Source organism: Pseudomonas neuropathica (genome assembly GCF_015461835.1).
In the GTDB taxonomy this organism is placed as follows: domain Bacteria; phylum Pseudomonadota; class Gammaproteobacteria; order Pseudomonadales; family Pseudomonadaceae; genus Aquipseudomonas; species Aquipseudomonas neuropathica.
This window is the reverse complement of sequence record NZ_JACOPX010000012.1, coordinates 7,768-31,198: the sequence shown is the minus strand read 5'-3', so window position 1 is coordinate 31,198 and position 23,431 is coordinate 7,768. Positions and strand designations below refer to the sequence as shown.

17 protein-coding genes are annotated in these 23,431 nt (G+C 61.0%); 3 read left to right on the top strand and 14 right to left on the bottom strand.

The window, feature by feature from the left end; genetic code table 11:
- On the top strand, positions 1-312 hold the full coding sequence (locus H8F23_RS18315; protein ID WP_194935325.1) for a DUF6916 family protein: 312 nt from the start codon (positions 1-3) through the stop codon (positions 310-312).
- Between the two features lie 42 nt (positions 313-354).
- On the opposite strand, the gene H8F23_RS18310 is transcribed toward H8F23_RS18315, so the two are convergent.
- From H8F23_RS18310 to H8F23_RS18295, 4 genes are read right to left on the bottom strand one after another with little or no spacing between them, the layout of a single operon-like run.
- Entirely contained in the window at positions 355-849 is a 495-nt protein-coding gene (locus H8F23_RS18310) for a GNAT family N-acetyltransferase (protein WP_194935324.1), read from the bottom strand.
- A gap of 11 nt (positions 850-860) precedes the next feature.
- Positions 861-2,957 carry a biotin/lipoyl-binding protein gene (locus tag H8F23_RS18305; protein ID WP_194935323.1) on the bottom strand — a complete coding sequence of 699 codons (2,097 nt, stop codon included), beginning with the start codon at positions 2,955-2,957 and terminating at the stop codon, positions 861-863.
- Positions 2,958-4,277 (bottom strand): efflux RND transporter periplasmic adaptor subunit, encoded by a 1,320-nt coding sequence (locus H8F23_RS18300; protein WP_194935322.1) that lies wholly within the window; start codon positions 4,275-4,277, stop codon positions 2,958-2,960.
- Positions 4,274-5,053, bottom strand: coding sequence for an efflux RND transporter periplasmic adaptor subunit (locus tag H8F23_RS18295; RefSeq protein ID WP_194935321.1), 780 nt, complete (start codon positions 5,051-5,053; stop codon positions 4,274-4,276). Before H8F23_RS18295 ends, H8F23_RS18300 begins: the two co-directional genes overlap by 4 nt.
- Before the next feature lie 486 nt (positions 5,054-5,539).
- On the opposite strand from H8F23_RS18295, the gene H8F23_RS18290 reads away from it, so the two are divergent.
- A complete protein-coding gene (locus tag H8F23_RS18290; protein WP_194935320.1) occupies positions 5,540-6,229 on the top strand; it encodes an NYN domain-containing protein in 690 nt (229 codons plus the stop codon).
- On the opposite strand, the gene H8F23_RS18285 is transcribed toward H8F23_RS18290, so the two are convergent.
- The 10 genes from H8F23_RS18285 to H8F23_RS18240 all read right to left on the bottom strand — a co-directional run bounded on the left by H8F23_RS18285 (position 6,210) and on the right by H8F23_RS18240 (position 19,645).
- Positions 6,210-7,772 carry an efflux transporter outer membrane subunit gene (locus H8F23_RS18285; protein WP_194935319.1) on the bottom strand — a complete coding sequence of 521 codons (1,563 nt, stop codon included), beginning with the start codon at positions 7,770-7,772 and terminating at the stop codon, positions 6,210-6,212. The genes H8F23_RS18290 and H8F23_RS18285 overlap by 20 nt on opposite strands.
- Positions 7,769-8,839 carry an HlyD family secretion protein gene (locus H8F23_RS18280; RefSeq protein WP_194935318.1) on the bottom strand — a complete coding sequence of 357 codons (1,071 nt, stop codon included), beginning with the start codon at positions 8,837-8,839 and terminating at the stop codon, positions 7,769-7,771. The genes H8F23_RS18285 and H8F23_RS18280 overlap by 4 nt, the downstream gene beginning before the upstream one ends.
- A 27-nt stretch (positions 8,840-8,866) precedes the next feature.
- Complete coding sequence (locus H8F23_RS18275; protein ID WP_194935317.1) at positions 8,867-10,405, bottom strand: MFS transporter; 1,539 nt, start codon at positions 10,403-10,405, stop codon at positions 8,867-8,869.
- 191 nt (positions 10,406-10,596) lie between these two features.
- Positions 10,597-11,514, bottom strand: a complete 918-nt coding sequence (locus H8F23_RS18270; RefSeq protein ID WP_016985559.1) for a LysR family transcriptional regulator — start codon at positions 11,512-11,514, stop codon at positions 10,597-10,599.
- A 202-nt stretch (positions 11,515-11,716) separates the two neighbouring features.
- Positions 11,717-12,583, bottom strand: a complete 867-nt coding sequence (locus H8F23_RS18265) for an ABC transporter permease (protein WP_194935316.1) — start codon at positions 12,581-12,583, stop codon at positions 11,717-11,719.
- A gap of 20 nt (positions 12,584-12,603) precedes the next feature.
- Positions 12,604-13,464, bottom strand: a complete 861-nt coding sequence (locus H8F23_RS18260; protein ID WP_016985557.1) for an ABC transporter ATP-binding protein — start codon at positions 13,462-13,464, stop codon at positions 12,604-12,606.
- A gap of 22 nt (positions 13,465-13,486) precedes the next feature.
- Entirely contained in the window at positions 13,487-14,383 is an 897-nt protein-coding gene (locus H8F23_RS18255) for a TauD/TfdA dioxygenase family protein (protein WP_194935315.1), read from the bottom strand.
- 361 nt (positions 14,384-14,744) lie between these two features.
- Positions 14,745-16,112 (bottom strand): HlyD family type I secretion periplasmic adaptor subunit, encoded by a 1,368-nt coding sequence (locus H8F23_RS18250; RefSeq protein ID WP_007918311.1) that lies wholly within the window; start codon positions 16,110-16,112, stop codon positions 14,745-14,747.
- Positions 16,102-18,258 carry a type I secretion system permease/ATPase gene (locus H8F23_RS18245; RefSeq protein ID WP_194935314.1) on the bottom strand — a complete coding sequence of 719 codons (2,157 nt, stop codon included), beginning with the start codon at positions 18,256-18,258 and terminating at the stop codon, positions 16,102-16,104. Before H8F23_RS18245 ends, H8F23_RS18250 begins: the two co-directional genes overlap by 11 nt.
- A gap of 34 nt (positions 18,259-18,292) precedes the next feature.
- Positions 18,293-19,645, bottom strand: a complete 1,353-nt coding sequence (locus H8F23_RS18240) for a TolC family outer membrane protein (RefSeq protein WP_194935313.1) — start codon at positions 19,643-19,645, stop codon at positions 18,293-18,295.
- Between the two features lie 360 nt (positions 19,646-20,005).
- On the opposite strand from H8F23_RS18240, the gene H8F23_RS28920 reads away from it, so the two are divergent.
- A partial coding sequence (locus tag H8F23_RS28920) for a retention module-containing protein (protein ID WP_228759290.1) occupies positions 20,006-23,431 on the top strand: 3,426 nt, incomplete at its 3' end.

The following is a 23,431-nucleotide window of genomic DNA, read 5'->3' as shown; positions in this document are numbered from 1 at the left end:
ATGCTGCAATCGGTTAAAAGCCAACATTTCCAGGCCCTTCTCGGGCGGATCGGCACCCTGTATCTGCCCGATGGCAGCGCATTGCAAATCCATATCGGCGAACTCGAAGAGAAACCGCTGGCGCAAATGCGTTACAGCGAGCGCATGCCATTCAGCGTCGAACTGAGCAGCCTGGAAGCGACTGAATTCGTCGATGGTTTATGTGCACTGGAGTTGCCTGAACTGGGGCGAGTGGACGGCATCTTCGTGTCGCGCGTACCACCGATGGGGCGGCCGCCAGAGCTGGCTTACTTCCACATCACCTTCAACTGACCCGAACCGAAGGAGCAGCCTTCGGCGGCTCCTGCACGGAGATTACTGGGGATACCAGACCAGTCGCTCTGCCGCCGGGTTGCGTTCTTCTACGGCGAAACCCAGCGCCAGATAATGCCGTCGCGCATGGGGATTGCTGGTCCAGACCACCGTCGCCACCGGGCAGCGAATCTGCTGCGCGGCTTTCTGCACGCCTTGCAGCACCGCCCGCCCAAAACCCTGGCCACGCGCCTGCGGAATGAACGCCAGGTACAACACGCGAATCTCGTTGGCGCCGAAATCAGTACTCAATGCTCCGATTGCCGTACCGAGTTTTTCCACCACGTAGTGCATGGCGTTGGGGTAGTTGTCGCCCATGCCCTGCTCCTGCACCTGAAACTGCTGCGCGACCAGTTGCTGCACCTGTTCCTGCTCGCCGTCGACCCATTGCAGGTCCGGCCGCGCCGTCTGATACAGGCCCTGCAAAAACGGCCCGTCGCTTGCCCGCGAAGGCCGCACCACCAATCCGTCTGCCGCCACTGCTGCGTTGTCCGCCATCGTGCTCTCCGTTAGAAACCGCTTTCCCTGACCCCCAGCGCCGCCATTCGGCGCCATGCCACACCGAGCAACGATTCACCGCGGCCCTGCAAAATCACAACACCGCGCAACGGTTGCGGCGGTGTCGGCGCGGTATCGAGCACGCTGAGCCGCGCGCCGTATTGCGCCTGCACCGGTTCGGCCCGCTGCTGTTGATCGCGGCGCACGGCAATCGGCCCGTGGTGATCGGAGGTCAGCGCCTCCTGATCGACGTAGGCCACGCCATTGGTGTCGATTTCATTCAATTGCACGGCGAGCGCCGGGTGCATCGGGTCATCGGCGATGAAGCGGCCACTGGCCCCGGGCTTGACTCGCCACAATTCGGCTTCGGCGAGATAACCGCGCAGGCGCGCGCCGTCTTCGACGACCCGGGCCAGTGCATCCTTGCTCGACAACCAGCGCCCGACCGTCATGTTCGGCAGCAGATCACGCACGCTGCCGGCCTGCGGTGCGCGCAGCAGCAAGCGTTCGCGTTGCGCCGTCAGCCCGCGGTATTCGGCGACCGCTTCGGCCAATCGCTGCTCGACAATGCCAGCGTCGGCGGCGGTTTCGCTGCGACTGGCCTGACGGCGCATCAATAGCTGCTGAATCTGGATTTCCCGGCGCACGATTGCCAGTCGCGATTCTAGATCCGGTGACTCCAGTTCGATCAGCACATCGCCCTGCGCGACTTTCTGCCCGTCCGTCACCTTCACCGCTTTGACCCGCGCCGCCGTCGGCGCGTGCAGGGCACTGGCGCGCCCGGCCTCGAGCATGGTCGGCAACTCCACCGAACTGCGCCACGGCACGATCAGCAACAGCAACAATCCGAGCAGCACCAACCCACTGAGCAGCACGCGCGGGCCGTGCGCTTGTTCGCGGCGGCTCCACCACTGGCGCCACTCACGCATGATCGGCAGAAAAATGAACCACACCAGTTCCACCAGCATCAGGAAGATCCCCAACACCTTGAAGAACAGGTGATAGACCGCCAGTGCGATTCCGAAAAACAACGCCGCACGCCACAACCATGAGCCATACCCCCAGATCAGCAAACGCCGTTGCATCTTCGGCGACCACGGCTCGGGCGCCGGGGCGCCATAACCGAACAAAAATTCACGCAGGCGCCAACGGCACAGGGCAAATGCGCGCCCCTGCAAATTGTCGACTTCCCAGAAATCACTGATCAGAAAATAACCATCAAAACGCATGAACGGATTGAGGTTGACCACCAGCGTAGTGATCCACGTGGCGCTGGCGAGCATGAACGCCGCTGTGCGCCCCGGTCCATCCGGCAGCAACGACCATGCGAGTAGCGCAATACACGCCAACAGCAATTCCGCGAGCACACCGCCGGCACCGATCAGCAATCGCGCACGGCGATCATTGACCCGCCAGGCGTCGCTGACATCGGTGTAGAACATCGGCAGCAAGACCATGAACGCCACGCCCATGCTCTGCACTCGACACCCGGCGCGCTTGGCCATGAACGCATGGCCGAATTCATGACAGAGCTTGGCAAAGAACAACGCCACGCCAAACGCCAATGCGCCGCCGAGGCTGAACAGGTGTGGAAACGTCCCGATAAAACGCTGCCAGTCGCGCGCCACCAGAAACACACCCAACGCCAGCGTCGCCGGTAAACCGTAACGCAGCAGGCGCGGGCCGAAGCGCGCAAGCCACGGCCACGCGCGATTGAGAAACGCGTCCGGGCGCCACAGCGGAATACGGAAAAACAGATATTGATGCAGGAGGATTTGCCACAGGCTTTGCTTCTGCGCCAAGGCCTTGAGGCGGTAGCTGGCGCGCTGTTGATCGTCGAGCGCACTGATCAAATCGTGTCCGCGCAAGAACTCCAGCAACTGCTCAAGCTCCGTGCCGGCCAACGGTAAACCCGGCTCGCGATTGGCCGCGCGCAAGACTTGCTCGGCGTCGCCCAACGACCAATGGCGCAACAAGCGCATCGCCGGCGTGCCCAGTTTGAAATAACGCCCGCGCACCGGATCGGCGAGGGTCCAGCGCGGCGAACCGTCCAAGGCCGGTGCCGCGGGCGACAGTTGCAGGTCGGCACGCAGGCTCGGCAGATTCATCTACAGACCCACACTCTGACGCAAACCGGCCAGTGGCCGGCGCAGCAAGTACAGCGCCAGCGGCGCGCGGTCGCCGAAGATTTTCGCCGTGCCGCGCAGGCCGATGCGTGGCGGTGCCTCGGTAAAATTGGCGTCGAGCCGATAGGCCAGTTGCCCGCCCGCCGTCGGCTGCGCCTCGTACGCCGAGCGTTCCAGTGTGGCGAGATGGCGCTTCAGCGGATCGCTGTCGAGAAACAACGCCACTTCGGCACCAGGCTCCAACGAGATCGCGTCGCCCACCGCCAGTTCGATACGCAGTTCGGCCTGATTGGGGTCGGCAATTTCCATCAGGCGTTCGCCGGTCTGCACCGGTTTGCCGGTCAAGCGTTCGGCGTCGGCGAACACCGCGATGCCATCGCGTTCGGCGCGGACTTCGCTGCGCTTGAGCAACTCGCGGGCGTAGTCACGCTCGGCGCGTTTTTGCTCAGCGCGAGCGGCAAGCAAGTCGACTTTTGCGCTCGACTCGGCATCGGCAAACGAGCGCTGGGAATTGGATTTCAGTTCAGCTTCGGCCACACCCAGCGCACGCTCAGCGACATCGGCCTGCGCCTTGAGCGTGGTGCTTTCGAAACGCACCAGCACATCGCCGGTTTTCACCGTTTGATTGGGTTTGACCAGAAACTCGGCGATCACTCCGTCCAGCGGTGCCGCCACCACGCGGCCACCCAGCGGTACCACTTCGGCCGGGGCCAGCACCGATTGACGCACCGGAAGCAACAGCCCGAGCAACAGCACCGCGAGCAACGCCACCTGACGCTTCCGGGTCCAGCGCAGCCGCCACGGTTTGCGCGGTTGCAGCGCCAGCCAGGCGTGGCTGTAGGTGTCACCGAGTTGCGACAGCAAGACTTGTTCGGAAGGATTCCACGGCACATCACGCGCCAGCCACAAGCCGCCGAACACCTGCGCGTCGCGATCAACCAGCGGTAACCAGAACACCTGAGCAGCGGACAGACTGCGCCAGTCGGCCTGGATCGATTCGCTGAGCAGTTCCGGCGCGATCACCCGCGCTTGCTTCAGCACATCCTGCTTGAACAACTGCGCCACGGCCTGCTCGACGAACGCCACGAACGGCGCATTCGGCTCGACCGCACTGACGCCGGTCACGGCTTGCACCTTGCCGGCAATCAACAACGCGGCATGACGAAAACCGAACAGCGACTGGCCGTCATTGACCAGGCTGTAGGCCAGTTGCGCGGCATCACGGGCAGCGCGAGTCTGCCGTTCAAGGTCGAGAAACCGCGCGAATACCTGTTCGGCGCCGCCGCTAACCGGGGCGTTCACTTAAGCTCCGGGAAACGCGCGGTACCGCTCATGCCGGCGAGCAGGCCCTTGGCTTCAGGCAGTGTTGCGACCAGCAACAGGGTCTGACTGCCCTCATCGATGCGCGCGCCGAGGCGTTTCACCGTGGCATCGATCGGCTGACCGGTTTCATCGGGAACGAAGCTGAAGGTCTGGCCGGGCTTGAGTCTGGCCATCCAGCGCGACGGCACCAGCAGATGAATTTCGAGGGTACGGTTATCGACGACATCGAGCAGCGGTGCACCGGCCGGCACGCTTTCATAGCGCTGCACCTTGCGCTCGACCACTTGCCCGTCGAACGGCGCGATCACGCTGCAGCGTTTGACCTGCACTTGATAAACCTGGGATTGCGCCTGGGTTTCGCTGACCTTGGCCTCGGCCCGCGCCACTTCGAAACGCCCGACGGAATTGAGTGCAGCCAACTGTTTGTTGTGCGCCAGCTCTTCACCGGCACCCCGGCTGGCCGCTTGTGCGGCATTGAGCTGTGCCTGATAAGCAGAGCAATCGAACTTCGCCAGCGTATCGCCCTTCTTGAACGACTCGCCCTCGCTGAACGGCAACTCGACAATCCGCCCGGAAAGCTCACTGGCCAGCGTCGCCTGATCACGCGCTCGCAATACACCCCGCGCCTCGCTGCTCGCGGTAGCCGCTCCCGACGCCGGATTATCCAGCAGCGGATCGTCTGGCCCGGGCGTTTGCGCCTGAACTGCACACGTTATTAAGGTCAATCCGATAACCCAACCGCGAAAACGCTGCATAACCGCTACTCCCTGACGGATGTGCGGAGTCTACGACAGCGGGGGTTAGCGTCAAGCGAAAGGCCATCACTCTTCGGAAATGTAATGTTTCAAAAGAGAAAGCCGCTCAATGACTGTTTGAGAAATGTAGGCAAATTCCGGCGTCCTACACGAGTTGGGGATACTACTGATTGCTCACTGCGAAAACGGCGATAGACAGGCTACTTATACAAATAGGCACGGAGCGAATTTACCTCTCTCTGCAACAACCTCTAATACACAAGTCCTTAAATGGCTTGACCATGGCGGATACCAGCAACCAAAACTGACAAGCCGGTGCTGGAGATAAACCAGCGGAGTGAGCGTGCAATTATTTGGTGGTTGACCTGCATGACGCGCTCAATCTAGGATTGCCTTACTCAACCCCGTACGTAGCGATTCAGTTCGCTGGCAGTTGGGGTGAAGAAACCGGCTTAGGCCGGTTTTTTCGTTTCTGAGGAATAATTTGTGCGTACTGCTTTCTTTGTTGATGGCTACAACTTGTTCTATGGGTTGCTCGCGGGCACCCACTATAAATGGCTAAATCTCGAACGTTTGCTGGTTCATATCGCGCACATCGAAAATCCGCAGAACGCTGTTGTCTCGATTGACTATTTCACCTCATCAATAAAACCAGAACTCGCGACGCTGGGCCGAGTTTCAAAAGAGGCCCAAGACACTTACATAAGGGCACTGCGCACGACCAATGTCAGAGTGCATTTTGGTCGGCACCATCTTGAGCAGGCTAAAGCGCCTCGATTCATCGACAAAAACACCAAGGCCTCACGCCAGGACAAGGTCGACATCTGGAAGCTTGAAGAAAAGGAAACCGACGTTCATATCGCGATCAGCATGTATCGCACTGCCTGCCAGCAGGCAATGTTCGCAACGCAAGATCGCGTCGAACAACTCGTACTGGTTTCGAGTGACACTGATATCACCCCCGCATTGAGAGCAATACGCGCGGACTTTCCTCACCTGACCATCGGCGTCATTCTTCCTCACAGGGCGGGTTTGAATCGGCCCACCCCAGGCTCCCTGAAAGATCACTCTCATTGGTTGCGACGCGTAATCACTGCGGATGAATTGATCCTCCATCAGTTTCCTGACCGAGTCGCTACTCACAAAAAACCAGCGATCAAACCGGATTATTGGTAGGTACTTCTGCCGGATACACCGACTCCCATCCCCCACCCAACGCCTTGTACAACCCGACCATCGCCAGCGAAACGCCGGTCGAACTCTCCACCCACTGTTCCTGCGTTGCCAGCAGCGCGCTTTGCACGGTGAGGACGTTGACGAAATCGACCACGCCTTCGACGTATTGCTGTTGCGCGGTGCGCAAGGCGATCTGGTTCTGTCGCACCGCTTCGGCGAGGCTGTCGCGGCGGCGCTGGCTGGCGTTGTAGGCGGTCAGTTGATCGTCGATTTCATGCCAGGCGCGCAGTACGGTTTGCTGGTAGGCGACGGCGGCTTCCTGCTGTTGCGCTTCACGCAGTTGCAGCACGCCGCGCAGGCGTCTGCCGTCGAACAGCGGCAGGCTGAATTGCGGGCCGATGCCGAACGCGCGTGAGCCCCACGAGCCAAAGTCGCTGAGTTGCATGGCTTGCGAGCCGAGGTTGCCGGACAAGGTGATGCGCGGATAGAAATCGCCCTTGGCCACGCCGATGTTGGCAGTGGCGGCGTGCAGACGCGCTTCGGCCTGGCGGATGTCCGGGCGGCGTTCGGCCAGTTGTGACGGCAGGCCGATGGCGACTTGCAGCGGCGACTGCGGCACGGCTGCGTCTGTGGATAACTCCTTGGCCAATGCCTGTGGCGGTTCGCCCATCAACAGGCTGATCGCATTGATCAGTTGCGATTGGCGCTGTTCCAGCGCGGGCAGGCGCGACTCGATCGCGGCGACTTGCGCGGCGGCTTCGGCAACGTCGAGGTCAGTCGCCACGCCGTCGGCCAGGCGCAGTTGCGAGAGCTTCAGGCTGTGCCGGGCGACGTCGAGGTTCTGCTCGGTGACGGCGCGGGTGTTCTGCACGCCGCGCAGTTGAATGTAGTTTTGTGCGGTGTCGGCGAGCACCGCGAGCAGCACGCCGCGACGGTCGTTTTCCGCGACTTCGAGGTTGGCATCGGCAGCTTCGGTTTCGCGGCGCACACGGCCCCAGAAATCCAGTTCCCATGAGGCGGAGAAACCGGCGTCCCACAGGTTGAAGGCAGAATCACCGTTGTGCCCGGACGGATCGTTCAGGCCCTCGCCGCTGTTGCGTTTGCGCGCGTAACTGCCAGTGGCGGCGGTGTTCGGATAACGATCAGCGGTGATCACCTGGCGAGCGGCGCGGCTTTGTTGCAGACGGCTGCTGGCCAGTTGCAGGTCGAGGTTGCTCTGCACCGCACGTTGAGTGAGCGCGGAGAGTTGCGGGTCGTGGAAGACTTCCCACCAACGTTCGTTGAGGGGTGCGCTGACGGCTTGGCTGGGGGCGGAATTGGCGGGTTTGGCCCAGTCGGCGATTTGTGTGGCTTCGGGCTTCTGGAAGTCTGGGCCTACGGTGCAGGCGGCGAGACTCATTGTGAGCAAGGCACTCAGAGTGATTTGCTGCCACTGGCCTCTTCGCGAGCAAACTCGCTCCCACAGGAGGTTTGTGGTGTTGCCGAAATCCAATGTGGGAGCGAGCTTGCTCGCGAAGGCGTCAGCCGATTCAATACGAATCATCGCTGAGTCACCTCACGCACCGACGTCACCGAGCTGGCGGTATCAATACTCGCCTCCACCGACATCCCCACGCGCAACCGCTCGGCCAATGGCTGGCCTGGTTCCAGCATGATCTTCACCGGAATCCGCTGCACCACCTTGGTGAAGTTGCCCGTGGCGTTATCCGGTTTGACCGCCGCAAAGGTCACGCCCGTCGCCGGGGCGATACTCTCGACACGACCGGTCAGCGCTTCACCACCCAGGCTGTCGACGCGTACTTGCACCTCTTGCCCTGGCTGCACGTCAGTCAGTTGCGTCTCCTGAAAGTTCGCCACGACATATGCCTGCTTCAAAGGAACCACCGCCAGCAGTTTGCTGCCCGGCGTCACATACGCGCCTACGCGCACCGCACGCTCGCCGATCATGCCGTCCTGCGGTGCAGTGATACGCGTGTAAGAGAGTTCAAAACTGGCGATTTCCAGCGCCGCTTGTGCGTGCTTCAAACTGCCTTCGGCGGCATCCCGCTGAGCCGTGAGAATGTCGACCTGCTTGCGCTCTGCCGCCAGTTTCGCCGTGGCGGTGTCGAGATGCGCCGTGGCTTGATCGATGCGAGTACGCGCCTGTTGCGCGTTCTGCACCGTACCGGCACCAACGCCGGCCAAATGGTTGTAGCGATTCAACTCCTGCTGGGCGAAAGCCATTTCAGCTTTGGCCGACACCACCGAGGCCTGCGCCTGGGCGATCACCGAAGTCTGGCGTTCCAGCGTCGCTTTGGCGTTCTGCAATTGCGCCCGCGCGACCAGGGTCTGCGCGTCCGCCGCTTCGGCTGACGCGCGCAAATCGCGATCATCGATCAGCGCCAGCAATTGTCCGGCCTTCACTTGCTGGTTGTCTTCTACCAATACCTCCTTGATGAAACCGGCCACACGCGGAACCACCAGGGTGTAGTCGGCAGAGACAAAGGCGTCGTTGGTGTTTTGCTGGGTGCGTTTGCCAAACACACCGGGCAGCGCCAGATACACCAGCACGCCGACGGCCAGCGCGGCCGCGATGGCCACCGCGAGTTTTTGCTTTGCTTGAGTCGTCATAAAAACCTTCATTGTCCAGTGCAGCAATCAGGTCGGCGCGCGCGGCGGATAGATCCGCGTCGGCAGCCAGAAAATCAGCAGGATCAGCGCCACCGCAACGCCGGCCATGCACACATAGAGATCGGAAGAAGTCAGCACCACGGCTTGTTCGTGCAGGCGATGGGCAAGGCTCGGATCGCTGCGCTCGGCCAGCGGCGAATTGCCGAGGCTGTCGACCAGCATGGTCGAGTGAAAATGCAGACGCGCCGTGGTCAGCGCCTCAAGCACCCCGGTGGCGACCACGGCCGCCAAGCCTTTCACCGTGTTGAACCACGCGGAGGCAAACGGCCCGTCCTGCGGCTGGATGCTGCCGGTGGACAACATCAACAGCGGCAACACCGCCATCGGCTGGCCGAAAATCTGCAGCCATTGCAGGACGTAGAAATTGTCGCGAATCCATTCTGAAGTCAGCAGCGATCCGCCCAGACAGGACAGCGTCAACATGCTCAAACCAATGCCAAGCACCCAGCGGCAATCAACCCAACGCAGGTTGCACAATGCCGCCACCAGCGGCAGCGCAATCAGTTGCGGCAATGCGGCGATCAGCATGATCGGGGCGGTCTGCGCCGGGCGATAACCCTGCACCTGCGCCAGATAACTCGACGGAATCAACACCACCGCCTGCAGAACTATCAGCACACCGGCCAGGGTCATCAAGGCGAACGACAGGTTACGAATACCGAGCATCTGCAATTTGAAAAACGGGATCGGCTGCGACCACTCGTTGATCAGGAACGCCACCAGCAGCAGCGAGCCGGCGCCGAGCAATCCACAGATCAGGCTCGACTCGAACCAGTCCAGCCGATTGCCTTGCAGCAAACCGATCACCAACATGCAGATCGCTGGAAAGCCCAGCAGCAGGCCTTTCCAGTTGAACGATTTGAGGCGCTCCAAACGCAGCGGGTCCTGCGGAATACCCCAAGCGACCATCGCCATGGCGATCAGACAAGGCACGATAATTTGCCAGAACGTCCACTGCCAACCGACGTATTCGGTCCACAATCCGGCCAGCGGCGTGCCAAGACCCGGGCCGAATGTCGCCGTCAGTGCGTAGCCGGCCAGACCGTAAAGCTTGATGTTCGCCGGCAAAAAGCGCAGGGCGACGGTCATCAGCATCGGTGGCAGCGCACCGCCTGCCAGCCCCTGCAAAGTGCGCATCAGCAGCAGACTTTCGTAGCTCGGTGCAAACGGGCACAGCACGCCAAGCAAGGTGAACAGGCTGATCGCGCAGAGGGTGAAGCGGCGCAACGAGAAGGTCACCGAACACCACGGCGCGAAGGCCATGGCCGCGACCGAAGTGGCGGTGTAACTGGCCACCAGCCAGGTGCCTTCGTCGTAACCGATGTGCAACCCGCCACGGATGTCGGCCAGGGCCACCTTGGTAACCATCTCGTTGAGGCCCGACACCAGCACCGCCAGCAGCACGCCGACCAGGCCGATGATGATCCGCGCCCCGAACACCGGTGGCGCGGCCGCCGTCGCCGGGCTGGCCGCAGCGATGGGCACCGCTGCCGACAGGGATGTCATGAATACACACTCCGGAGGGAAAAATACCGGAGCATCTTAGTCGGGCTTGGCAATGACGAAAATTGACTTATTGGCAGGTTATAAGTGCGCCAGACACAATCATTAAAAGCAAAAGATCGCAGCCTTCGGCAGCTCCTACAGGGATATGCATTCCAATGTAGGAGCTGCCGAAGGCTGCGATCTTTTGATCTTTAGGGTTGTGCAGCCAGCCAGGTTTCGTCGCAACAGGCCTTGAGGGTTTCGCGCAGCCAGCGGTGCGCGGGGTCCTTGTCGAATCGAGGGTGCCAGGCTTGAGTCAGCATCAACGTCGGCAACGGGATTGGCAGGTCGAATGAGCGCAGTTTCAAACCGAGCCGGCGCACACTCAGCAGAGCTTCTTTGGGAACCGGCAGGATCAGGTCGGAATCCGGCAGCGCAAACATCGCCGCATGGAAACTCGGCGCGATCACCGCGACGCGCCGCTCCAGACCCAGCGCATTCAGCGCGGTATCAATCGGGCCGCGAGCGATGCCGCGGCGCGACATGCTGATGTGGGAAAACCCGGCATAGCGCTCGGCAGTGATTTCACCGTCGAGCAATGGATGATCTTCTCGCACCAGTCCCACGAAGTGCGTCGAAAACAGATTCTGCACTTTGACTTCAGGAGTGACAGGGCGGGTATTACTGACGCTCAAATCGATGCGCCCTTCACGCAGGGCTTCATCGTCGCCATCGCCTTCCGGGACGAAGCGCAACTCACAGTGCGGCGCCAGTTGATCGAGGGTGTCGAACAGCTTGCCGCCGTAGACGCCGATGAAGAAGTCATTGGCGCGGATGCTGAAGCGCCGGCGCAGCGTGCCCAGTTCCACCGAGTCGGCCGAGCGGAACAGCAGCGCGGCCTGCTCGACCACATCGCGCACCTGCTCGCGCAACTCCAGCGCTTTGGGGGTTGGCACCAAGCCACGTCCAGCACGCACGAGGATCGGATCACCGATCGCTTCGCGGATCCGCGTCAGGGTTCGGCTCATGGCGGCCGGGCTGAGGTTCATCCGCCGCGCGGCGCCGACCACACTGCCCTCGTCGAGCAAAGCGTCGAGGGCGACCAGAAGGTTCATGTCCGGGAGTTGCATGCTGAGCACTCTTGGCTGATCAGGATTGATCTGGGCGCAATGCTAGCAAACATCCTTCAAGTATTGCGGTGGCATGACTGACGCTATCGCGAGCAGGCTCACTCCTACATTGGATCTTCAGTGCCTACAGATTTTGTGTCCTACGCAGATCACTTGTAGGAGTGAGCCTGCTCGCGATGAGGCCAGACGCAACGCCACAGAGTTACCGCTGCATCCCCCACCGCTTAACGGTCACCCGCTCCAGCGTATCGAACACCAGATTCTCAACCAGCAACCCGATCAGAATCACCACCGCCAACCCGGCAAACACCTTGTCTGTGTACAGCTCATTACGGTTCTGGAAGATGTACCAGCCCAACCCGCCCTTGCCACTGGTCGCGCCAAACACCAGTTCCGCCGCAATCAACGTGCGCCAGGCAAACGCCCAGCCAATCTTCAGCCCGGCGAGAATCGACGGCAGCGCTGCCGGAATCAGGATGAACAGCACCAGCCGCAAGCCCTTCAAACCATAATTGCGCCCGGCCATGCGCAAGGTTTCCGAGACACCGAGAAACCCGGCATAGGTGTTCAGCGCCAGCGCCCATAACACCGAATGCACCAGGACGAAAATCAGGCTGTTCTGCCCCAGGCCAAACCACAGCAGCGCCAACGGCAACAGGGCAATCGCCGGCAGCGGATTGAACATCGAGGTCATCGTGCTCAGCAGATCACGGCCCAATTGCGTCGACACCGCAAGGGTGGTCAGGGCAAATGCCAGAACGATGCCGATCAGATAACCCTTGATCAGCACCACCAGCGATATCCACACCTTGGCCAATAACTCACCACTGAGCAGCCCGTCGAACAACGCATGGCTGGTCTGCAAGAAACTCGGCAGCATCAGGTCATTGTTCTGAATCCGCGCGACCACTTCCCACACGACGGCGAGCACAATCAGGATCAGGCTTTTACGCAGCCAGCCCTGTTGCCACAGTCGCGTGCCGAGGGACAACTCACGCTCGACCGGCACCTGCGTCAACGGTTCCAGCACAATTTCAAACTCTTCACGCACGGATGATGAATGGCTCATCGGGTAGTCCTCCTGGCCGCTCAATAGGCAATGCGAATGTCGTTGAAGTCGTGGTCACGCTCGGTTTCCGGCGACTGGCCTTCGTCGAACAGCAGGCGATGAATGCGCCGCGCCGATTCCTGAAACGCCACGCCACCGAGGCTGTGCAGATCGTATTGATGGCTGTGCACTTCGGCGCGCACTCGACCCGGATGCGGCGACAGCAGCAGGATGCGATTGCCGACCACCAGCGCCTCTTCAATCGAGTGGGTAACGAACAACAATGTGAAACGCACCTCTTCCCAGAGCAGCAGCAATTCTTCCTGCATTTTGCGCCGGGTCAGTGCATCGAGCGCGGCGAACGGTTCGTCCATCAAGAGGATTTTCGGCTGCATGGCCAACGCCCGGGCAATCGCCACGCGCGCCTTCATGCCGCCGGACAAAGTGTGCGGATAGGCATCGGCGAACGCCGCCAGCCCAACCTTTTCCAGATAGTGCAACGCGCGCTCTTCCGCTTCTTTTTTCTTCAGGGTGCGCGACGCGAGCAGCGGAAACATCACGTTCTGTTTGACGGTTTTCCACGGCGGCAGTTGATCGAATTCCTGAAACACCACAATCCGGTCCGGCCCCGGTGCATCGACGCGCTGGCCTTGCAGGCGGATCTCGCCTTCGCACGGTTGAATAAACCCGGCGACCGCTTTCAGCAAGGTGGATTTGCCGCAACCGGACGGGCCGAGCAGCACGTAGCGATCGGCCGGATCGATTTCAAAACTGACCTGGTGGGTGGCGCGCACCACGCGTTGCGGCGTGCGGTATTCGAGGCTGACGTGATCGACGGCGAGCAGTGCTTCGCTGCGAGCGATCGGGTTGCTGGCCGCGTGGCCTGGCAAGGGAGCGTTCATGATTTGATCAATCTCCGGCGAATCAGAAAGGCGCGTCGCCCTGAATGGTCGTGCGATACAGCTTGCGGCGCAGGTGCGCGGGGCAGCCGGCGGCGAGATGGATCAGCGAACGGTTGTCCCAGAACACCAGGTCGTGGGGCTGCCACTGATGGCGGTAGATGTTTTGCGGCAGCACGCTGTGGGCGTACAGCTCACTCAGCAGTTGTTGGCTCTCGTCCTCCGGCAGACCGACGATGCGCGTGGTGAAGCCTTCGCTGACAAACAACGCCTTGCGGCCGTTTTCCGGGTGAGTGCGCACCACCGGGTGCACCACTTCGGCGACCTGAGCCAGTTGCTCCGGGGTCAGGGTCGGGCGCCAGTTGCCTTCGAATTTGGTTTCGCTATAACGGGCGGTGTAGGAATGCGCAGCGCTGCGGCCTTCGACCGCTTTGCGCAACGCTGCCGGCAAGCTGTCCCAGGCTTTATGCATGTCGGCGAACAGCGTGTCGCCGCCCTCCTCTGGCAACTCCTGTGCATGGAGCATCGAGCCGAGACTTGGCAGCTCTTTATAGGAGAGATCGGAGTGCCAGAACTTGCCGGCGTCGCCGAGGCCGATGTTCTGGCCGTTTTCGATGATGTTGGAAACGATGAGGATTTCCGGGTGATTGGCCAGCAGGAACTGCTTGAGCACGTGGATCTGCAACACACCGAAGCGGCGGCTGAAGTCGATCTGCTGCTGTGGGGTGATTTGCTGGTCGCGGAACACCACGACGTGGTGATCCAGGTGCACGCGATGAATGCGCGCGAAGTCCTGATCATTGATCGGCCGGCTGAGGTCGAGGCCGATGATTTCGGCGCCGACGGCACCGCTGAACGGGCGGATTTCAAAGGATTGCGGCGCGGCGGTCGCGGCGCTTGGGGAAGCAGTAGCTGCGGACATCTTTCCATCTCCCACGCACGGCACGCTCACGGGCGCGCTCGTCGATCAGACACTCACGCTGGATTGCGTGTTGGTTCAGGTCGTGCGGCGCGCCGATTGGTCGGCAGGTACGCAGGGGGATGACTTTATAGCTATAAGAATTGGAAATTAAATACCGTTAATGAATAACGATATGGCGAATGGTGAGGAATGGACTGAGTGGTGAGTGACGGTTTTTGTCACTTATTGACCGAGATGCGGTGTTTGGGCCGTCGCTATCGCGAGCAGGCTCACTCCTACAGGGATCGCATTCCATCTGGAGGAATGCGATCCCTGTAGGAGTGAGCCTGCTCGCGATGAGGCCAGTGAGGCCACTAAAAAATTAACGCTCGTGCAACGCCTCTGCCCGCGCACGAATGATCGGCTTGAGCAGATAACTCAACACCGACTTCTTGCCGGTAATAATGTCCACCGACGCGACCATCCCCGGAATGATCAGCAACGGCTTTTCATCGGTACCCAAGTGGCTGCGCTCGGTGCGCACCTTGATGATGTAGTAAGTGGTTTTCTTGTCTTCGTCGGTTATGGTGTCGGCGCCGATCTGCTCAAGCTTGGCTTTCAGCCCGCCGTAAATGGTGTAGTCGTACGCGGTGAACTTGACGATCGCTTCCTGCCCCGGATGCAGGAAGGCAATGTCCTGCGGACGGATCTTGGCTTCGACCAGCAAAGTGTCGTCCAACGGTACGATTTCAACCATGTCGCTGCCCGGCTGGATCACCCCGCCGATGGTGTTGACCAGCAGCTTGTTGACGATACCGCGCACCGGCGATGTCACCAGCGTGCGGCTGACCCGGTCTTCCAGCGCCTTGCCGGTCGCGCTGGCCTTGTTCAGGTCGGTGCGCGCCTCATTGAGTTGCGTCAGCGCTTCGCTGCGGAATTTGCCGCGCGTCTCGTCGATCTTGCGCTGCACTTCCTTGATCGCCGATTCGGCGCGCGGGATGGCCAGCGTCGTCGCATCCAGCTGACCACGGGTTTCCACCTCGGCACGCTTCAGACGTAGCACTTCCACCGGAGACACCGCGCCCTGCGCCACCAACGGCTCGGACATGTTGATTTCCTGCCGCTGCAAGCCGAGCTGCTGACGATATTGCGCTTGCTTGGAGGCGAATTCGCGCAGCTCTTGCTGACGCTGAATCAACTGCTCCTGCAAACCACCAATCTCGTCGTGCAGTTGCTGGCGACGGCTGATGTACAACGACTCTTCGCTTTTCGCCTGTCCCGGCACAGCCTTGAGCACGTCTTCGGGGAAATTCAGCGGACGGTCATCGACTTCGGCGCTGAGGCGTTCTACGCGCAGCAGCATCGACAGGCGATCGGCTTCGGTTTCGCCGACGTTGGAGGCAAAACGCGTGTCGTCGAGGCGAATCAGCGGTGCGCCGGCTTCGACGATCTGGCCTTCCTTGACGAACAGTTCGGAGATGATCCCGCCTTCGAGGTTCTGGATTTTCTGGATCTTCGACGATGGAATCGCCTTGCCGTCGCCCTTGGTCACTTCGTCGATCACGGCGAAGTTGGCCCACAGCAGCAGGAAGATGAAGAAGCCGATGATCGCCCAGATGGTCAGACGCACGACGCGCGGGGCGTCTTCGATCAGCGCTTTGTTGACCTCCGGCAGCGGCTGGCCCTGCAGCGAGGCAGAGCCTTTGAAGTAGCGACGGATCGAATCCTTGAAACCCGACTTAAGCAACACTGATCTGCCCCTTCTTCAACGCTTCCATCACGGCGGCTTTCGGGCCATCGGCGAGAATCTGCCCACGGTCGACCACCAGCAGGCGATCCACCAGCGACAGCAGCGACGCCCGGTGCGTCACCAGCACCACAGTCTTGTTTTCTATCACTGCCGCGAGGCGTTGCTTGAGTCGTTCTTCACCGGTGTTGTCCATGGCGCTGGTCGGCTCGTCCATTAACAGGATCGGTGGATTGAGCAACAGCGCCCGGGCCAGTGCCACGTTCTGCCGTTGTCCGCCGGAGAGGTTCTGCCCGCGCTCGCCGACTTGCAGCTCGTAACCTTGTGGATGCAGACGGGCGAATTCGTGGACGCCGGCCAGTTCGGCCGCCTGCAGGACCAGCTCGTCTTCGACATAACGTGCGCCGGAGACAAGGTTGTCACGCAGGGTGCCGGCCAGCAGTTGGATGTCTTGCGGCACGTAGCCGATGTTGTAGCGCAACTCGCTGACATCGATCTGGCGAATATCCACACCGTCGACCAGCAACGCGCCGTCGTCCGGCTGATACAGGCCAACCAGGAGTTTCGCCAGCGAACTCTTGCCCGAGCCACTGCGGCCGATGATGCCGATTTTCTCGCCGGGACGGATCACCAGATTGATGTTCTTCAGCGCCGGGTTCTGTTGTTCCGGGTAGGTGAAGTTGAGCTGGCGGCACTCGATCGCGCCTTGCAGAACCTTGCGGCTCAACGGGCGTTCTTCGAAATTGCGCTCTTGTGGCAGCTCCATCATCTGGTCGACCGAGGTCATGGTCACCCGCGCCTGCTGGTAACGGGTCAGCAGACCGGACAGCGACGCCAGCGGGCTGAGGGCGCGGCCGCTGAGCATGTAGCAGGCAATCAGACCGCCCATGCTCAGGTTGCCGGCGATGATCTGGTAGACGCCGAAGACGATCATGATCACCCCGGCCAGTTGCTGGATCAGCAGGGTGATGTTCATCGCCAGGCCGGAGAGCATTTTCACCCGCAGTTCGAGGCGACTGAGGGTGCCGATGGTCTGTTCCCACTGGTACTGGCGCTCGCTCTCGGCGTTGTTGACCTTCACCGCGTCGAGGCCGGCGAGGGTTTCGATCAGGCTCGACTGGCGCTCGGCACCGAGGGCCATGGTGCGCTCCATGGTCGCCACCAGCGGTTTCTGCAACGCGTAGCCGATCAGCAAGGCAATCGGGAATGCCAACACCGGAATCCACACCAAGTGCCCGCCGAGAATGGCGATGACAATAAAGATGAGGATGGTGAACGGCAGGTCGATCAGGCTGGTCAGGGTCAGCGAGGCGAGGAAGTCGCGCAGGCTCTGAAACTCATGGATGTTCTGCGCAAAACTGCCGACCCGCGCCGGGCGGTACTTCATGGCCATGCCAACAATGCGCTCGAACAGCGTCGCAGAGATGATCAGGTCGGTTTTCTTCCCGGCCAGGTCCAGGCACAGGCTGCGCAGACTTTTGAGGACCAGGTCGAAGATATAGGCGCCGGTGATGCCCAGCGCCAGCACCCACAGGGTCGCTTCGGCCTGGTTCGGCACCACGCGGTCGTAGACGTTCATCACGAACAGCGGCGCGGCCATGGCGATGATGTTGATCAGGAAACTCGCGGCGATCGCATCGGCGTACAGCCAGCGCGAGCGCTTGAGGGTGTCGCGGAACCACGAGCGGGCACGTGGAATCAGCGTGCCGTGGTTGACGTCGAATTTGTGTTGCGGCTGGGCGAAGAAGACTTTGCCGGTGTAATCGTCAGCGAGCAGTTCGCGACTGACGATGGACTCGCCGCCGTCGGTTTCGCTGAGCAACACCCGCGCTTCGTGGTCACCCTGCCAGCCGAGGAGGACGGCGCTGCGGCCATCCTTGAGCAGCAACAATGCCGGCATGGCGATCGCCGGAATTTCTTCCAGTTTGCGCTGCAGCACCCGACCTTGCAGGCCGGCGCGAGCCGCCGCGCGGGGCAGCAACTCGACACTCAGGCGTTGTTTTGGCAGCGGCAGGCCGGTGGTCAGCATCGCCGCGCTGGCGGGCTTCTGGTGCAGCATGCAAAGGGCGAGCAGACCGTCCAGTAAAGGATCGTCGTGCAACGCGCGTGGATCATGACTGAGTTGAACTCGACTGACTTCTGATTCCACGCTCGACACTCTTTGACAGTTGAAAAGGGATAACTCAATTCATCCCAGGCAGCTGGACCTTGGGTTTCACGTCGTTCTGCACAACGGATGCCAACGGTGCGACCACTCCCTGGCTTCTGAGCAACTCGCCCATGGTCGCCTTGATTCGGTACTGAGTAAATAACTGAATGTTTTTGATTTCCGCCAGACGCCGCGAAGCGGTGAACAACTCGTTTTCGCTGTCGAGCAAATCGAGCAGGGTGCGCTCGCCGAGGCTGAACTGACGCTGGTAAGCGGTGCGCACCGAGGTGCTGTGATCGACGTATTGCTGCGCGATCGGCACCTGCGCGTTAGCGTTGTTCAAGGCGTTCCAGGCCAGACCGAGTTCTTCGTTCAACTGGCGCAGGGCGTTGTTGCGGATGTCCAGCGCCTGGTTCGACAGGTACGACTTGGATTCCAGATCAGCCTTGTTGCTGCCGCCGGAATAGAGGTTGAAGCGCATGCGCAGCATTGCCTGCCATTCGTTGTTGTGACCGTTCTGGCCATCGAGATCGTTGTCGGCGGTACGGCCCAGTTCGGCGTCGAAACGCGGGTAGAAGGTCGACTTGGCGGTTTCGTACTGCTTCTCGGCAGCGGCGATGTCGGACTCTGCCGAACGCAGGATCGGACTGTTTTCCAGCATCTGCTGACGCGCTTCATTGAGGTTGGCCGGCATCATCGCCATGAACGGTGCCGGCCGCTCCAGTTGATCAGGCATCTGGCCGACGGCGCTGAGGAAGTTGGTTTCCGAGTCGGCCAGATTGGTCTGCTCGGTGATCAGGTTGTTGCGAGCCTGGGCCATCCGCGCTTCGGCTTGATCGAGATCGGCACCGCTGCCGACGCCGCGCTGGGTGCGCAACTGGATCTGGTCGTAGATGCGCTGATGGCTCTTGAGGTTGTCCTCGGCCAAGCGCACGAATTCGCGACGGGTCAGCACGTCCAGGTAGACCTGGGCGACGGTCAGTGCGGTGCGCTCGGAAGTGCCGAGCAGCGAGTAAGCACGGGAGTTAACGGTGGCTTGTTGACGCCCGACTTCGCTGGACGTCGCAAAACCGTCGAAGACCATTTGCGAGAGACGTAAACTTGACTCGCTGCGGTTCAGGGTTTCGTAGTGGTTACCGCCGGAGTTGGCGCGAGTGGTCACGCTGTCGGTGCCTTCACGGCCATAACCACCGAGCAGATCGACCTTCGGCAGGTATCCCCCTTTCGCCGCTCTTAATTGATAATCCGCAGCCAAACGACTGTTGACCCCTGCCTGGATTTCCGGATGGACATCCAGTGCCTGCTGCATGGCTTCTGGTAAGGATTGTGCTTGTACAAAAGAGGCGGCGAGGGCGAAGGGTACGGCGAAAAGCAGGGGCGAACGCATGATAGGAATTTCCCAGAACTTCTTGTCTTGAATCACAGCAAAACGTGGCGCTGCGTCGGATGATGGCAACCAGATTGACCGTATGTCGGAAAGTTCAAAACAGGAACTGGATCACACGCTAAAGGACAGGTCGCCGCGGAAATATCAATGTGACATTAGTGGGGCGATTGTTTAGGATGGCACCCAGAAGGTCAATAGTTTGGCATAAAGTTAATAGCGAAAGAATATAGCCAAATTATTGACGATTAGACGCGTCAAACTTGTTTCGCAAATTTTTAAAGTACGTCCAGACTGAATCGGCACCCAAAGCCATCAGGTCTATGGAAGTCAACTGAACGTGACACCCCCGGAGAGTCTTCAATGAGCAGTGTTGTTGCCATCGTCAAAAGCATTGTCGGTCAGGTATTTGTAGTCTCCCCTGAGGGTGTACGTCGCGTACTCGTTGAAGGCGATCGCCTGTTCGTGGGTGACCAGATCGACACCGGCCTCTCCGGCGCCGTGTCGCTTGAGTTGGCTGATGGCCGCACCCTCGATCTGGGCCGAGAAACCCAGTGGAGCGCCAACGCGCCTGACTCCAGCACTGACCTGGCCGAGGCCACAGCGCAGGCAGCGCCGTCGGTAGCCGAACTGCAGCAAGCCATCGCCGCCGGTGTCGACCCGACCACCGCGCTGGACGCCACTGCTGCCGGCCCGAGTGCCGCAGGCACGGGCGGTGCCGCCGGTGGTGGTCACAGCTTCGTCATGCTCGACGCCACCGCTGGCCGCGTTGACCCGACCATTGGTTTCCCGACTGCAGGCATCAACGCTGGCGGACAAGCCGCGCAAAACATCACCGGCGGCCAGACCACCGACACCACTACCAACGCCTTGCGTGATTCGACCCTGAGCCTCAGCGCCACGCCGTCCATCACCGAAGCCGGCGGCATGCTGGTGTACACCGCGACCCTGACCCAGGCGCCACTGACCGACCTGACCATCACCCTGTCCAACGGCGCGGTGATTGTGATTCCGGCAGGCGCAACCACTGGCACCGTCAATGTGCCGCTGGCGCCGAACGACACCGTTTACAACGACCCGACCCAGATCGACGTGACCGTCACCGGCACCACCGGCGGCAATGGCATCACCGTGACCCCGCCGACCACTCCGGCCACGACCCAGGTCACTGACACCATCGACACCACCACCGTCACCCTGACGGCCGGGCCGAGTGTCACCGAAGGCGGGCAGATCACTTACACCGCGACCCTGACCAACCCGGCGCAAACCCCGGTGACCGTCACCCTGTCGAACGGCTCGACCATCACCATTGGCGCGGGTCAGACCACCGGCACCGTCAACGTGCCGACACCGGCCAACGACGTCTATAACAACGGCAGCACCGTCACCACCACCATCACCGGTGCCAGCGGCGGCAACTTCGAAAACCTGGTGCCGAACCCGACACCTGCGGTGACCACCATCACCGATTCGATCGACACCACTAATCTGACCCTGACCGCCACCGGCACAGTGGTCGAAGGCGGCCAGATCACCTACACCGCGACTCTGACCAACCCGGCGCAAACCCCGGTAACGGTCACCCTGTCGAACGGTTCGACCATCACCATTGAGGCTGGGCAGACCACCGGCACCGTCAACGTGCCGACGGCGGCCAATGACGTCTACAACAATGGCGGCACCGTCAGCACCACCATTACCGGCGCCACTGGCGGCAACTTCGAAAGCCTGGTGCCGAACACTACGCCTGCGACCACCACCGTTACCGATTCGATCGACACCACCAGCGTGAGCCTTACCGCCACCGGTACGGTCGTCGAAGGTGGCCAGATCACTTACACCGCGACGCTGACCAATGCTGCGCAGACTCCGGTGACGATCACCCTGTCGAACGGTTCGACCATCACCATTGACGCCGGCCAGACCACCGGCACCGTCAACGTGCCAACTGCGGCCAACGACGTTTACAACAATGGCAGCACCGTCAGCACCACCATCACCGGTACTACCGGCGGCAACTTCGAAAACCTGGTGCCGAACACGACGCCAGCGACCACCACCATTACCGACTCGATCGACGACACCAACCTGTCGCTGACAGCAACCGGGACCGTGGCCGAAGGTGGTTCGATTGTTTACACCGCGACCCTGACCAATCCTGCCGGCACCCCAGTCACCGTGACCCTGAGCAATGGCTCGGTGATCACCATCGAGGCAGGCAAAACCACTGGCACCGTGACCGTTCCGGCGCCAGCCGATGACGTCTATAAAGACGCCGGCAAAGTTGAAGTGACCATCAAGGACGCTTCCGGCGGCAACTTCGAGAATCTGGTGCCTAGCACCGTTCCAGCCGTGACCGAAGTGACCGACACCATCGACACGTCGACCGTAAAGCTGACGGCTGACACCTCGGTGGCTGAAGGCGGCACCGTCACTTACACCGCCACCGTCGGCGCGCCGGTGACTGGCTCGCCAGTGATCGTGACCCTGGCCAACGGTCAGAACATCACCATCGAAATCGGCAAAACCAGCGGCACCGTGACCACCACCGCCCCTAACGATGCGTTGACCGGCAATGCGCCGCTGACCAACTCGATCACCGGTGTTTCCGGTGGTAATTACGAAGATCTGGTTGCCGACAAGACCCCGGTATCGACCACTGTTACCGATGTCGCCGACACCACTGACCTGTCGCTCACTGCGACTGGCACCGTGGCTGAGGGCGGTTCAATTGTTTACACCGCGACGCTGACCAACCCGGCTGGCACGCCAGTCACTGTGACCCTGAGCAACGGCTCGGTGATCACCATCGACGCGGGTAAAACCACTGGCACCGTGACTGTTCCGGCGCCAGCTGATGACGTTTACAAAGACGCCGGCAAAGTCGAAGTCACCATCAAGGATGTGTCTGGCGGTAATTTCGAGAATCTGGTGCCGAGCACCACGCCAGCCGTGACCGACGTCACTGACACCATCGACACGTCGACCGTAAAGCTGACGGCTGACACCTCGGTGGCTGAAGGCGGCACCGTCACTTACACCGCCACCGTCGGCGCGCCGGTGACTGGCTCGCCAGTGATCGTGACCCTGGCCAACGGCCAGAACATCACCATCGAAATCGGCAAAACCACCGGCACCGTGACCACCACTGCACCAAACGATGCGTTGACCGGCCACGCGCCGATCACCAACGCAATCACGGGCGTGAGCGGCGGCAATTACGAAGATCTGGTAGCTGACAAAACCCCGGTCAGCACCACGGTCACCGACACCACTGACACCACCGACCTGACGCTGAGCGCGACGGGTACCTTGGCTGAAGGTGGCCAGATCACTTACACCGCGACCCTGACCAACGCCGCAGGCTCGCCTGTTACCGTGACCCTGTCGAACGGTTCGGTGATCACCATCGAGGCCGGCAAAACCACTGGCACCGTGACCGTTCCGGCGCCCGCCGATGACGTCTATAAAGACGCCGGCAAAGTCGAAGTCACGATCAAGGACGCCACTGGCGGCAACTTCGAAAACCTGGTCCCGAGCACCACGCCAGCCGTGACCGACGTCACTGACACCATTGACACCTCGACCGTGAAGCTGACGGCCGACACCACCGTGGCTGAAGGCGGCACCGTCACTTACACCGCCACTGTCGGCGCGCCGGTCACCGGTTCGCCTGTCGTGGTCACTCTGGCTAACGGTCAGAGCATCACCATTGAAGTCGGTAAGACCACCGGCACCGTGACCACCACCGCGCCGAATGACGCATTGAACGGTCAGGCGTCGCTC

Bases quoted from the DNA above. Each gene is read 5' to 3' on its own strand.
- H8F23_RS18315 (WP_194935325.1), top strand. From the start codon at position 1: ATGCTGCAATCGGTTAAAAGCCAACATTTCCAGGCCCTTCTCGGGCGG.
- H8F23_RS18310 (WP_194935324.1), bottom strand. From the start codon at position 849: ATGGCGGACAACGCAGCAGTGGCGGCAGACGGATTGGTGGTGCGGCCT.
- H8F23_RS18305 (WP_194935323.1), bottom strand. From the start codon at position 2,957: ATGAATCTGCCGAGCCTGCGTGCCGACCTGCAACTGTCGCCCGCGGCA.
- H8F23_RS18295 (WP_194935321.1), bottom strand. From the start codon at position 5,053: ATGCAGCGTTTTCGCGGTTGGGTTATCGGATTGACCTTAATAACGTGT.
- H8F23_RS18285 (WP_194935319.1), bottom strand. From the start codon at position 7,772: ATGATTCGTATTGAATCGGCTGACGCCTTCGCGAGCAAGCTCGCTCCC.
- H8F23_RS18280 (WP_194935318.1), bottom strand. From the start codon at position 8,839: ATGACGACTCAAGCAAAGCAAAAACTCGCGGTGGCCATCGCGGCCGCG.
- H8F23_RS18275 (WP_194935317.1), bottom strand. From the start codon at position 10,405: ATGACATCCCTGTCGGCAGCGGTGCCCATCGCTGCGGCCAGCCCGGCG.
- H8F23_RS18270 (WP_016985559.1), bottom strand. From the start codon at position 11,514: ATGCAACTCCCGGACATGAACCTTCTGGTCGCCCTCGACGCTTTGCTC.
- H8F23_RS18265 (WP_194935316.1), bottom strand. From the start codon at position 12,583: ATGAGCCATTCATCATCCGTGCGTGAAGAGTTTGAAATTGTGCTGGAA.
- H8F23_RS18260 (WP_016985557.1), bottom strand. From the start codon at position 13,464: ATGAACGCTCCCTTGCCAGGCCACGCGGCCAGCAACCCGATCGCTCGC.
- H8F23_RS18255 (WP_194935315.1), bottom strand. From the start codon at position 14,383: ATGTCCGCAGCTACTGCTTCCCCAAGCGCCGCGACCGCCGCGCCGCAA.
- H8F23_RS18240 (WP_194935313.1), bottom strand. From the start codon at position 19,645: ATGCGTTCGCCCCTGCTTTTCGCCGTACCCTTCGCCCTCGCCGCCTCT.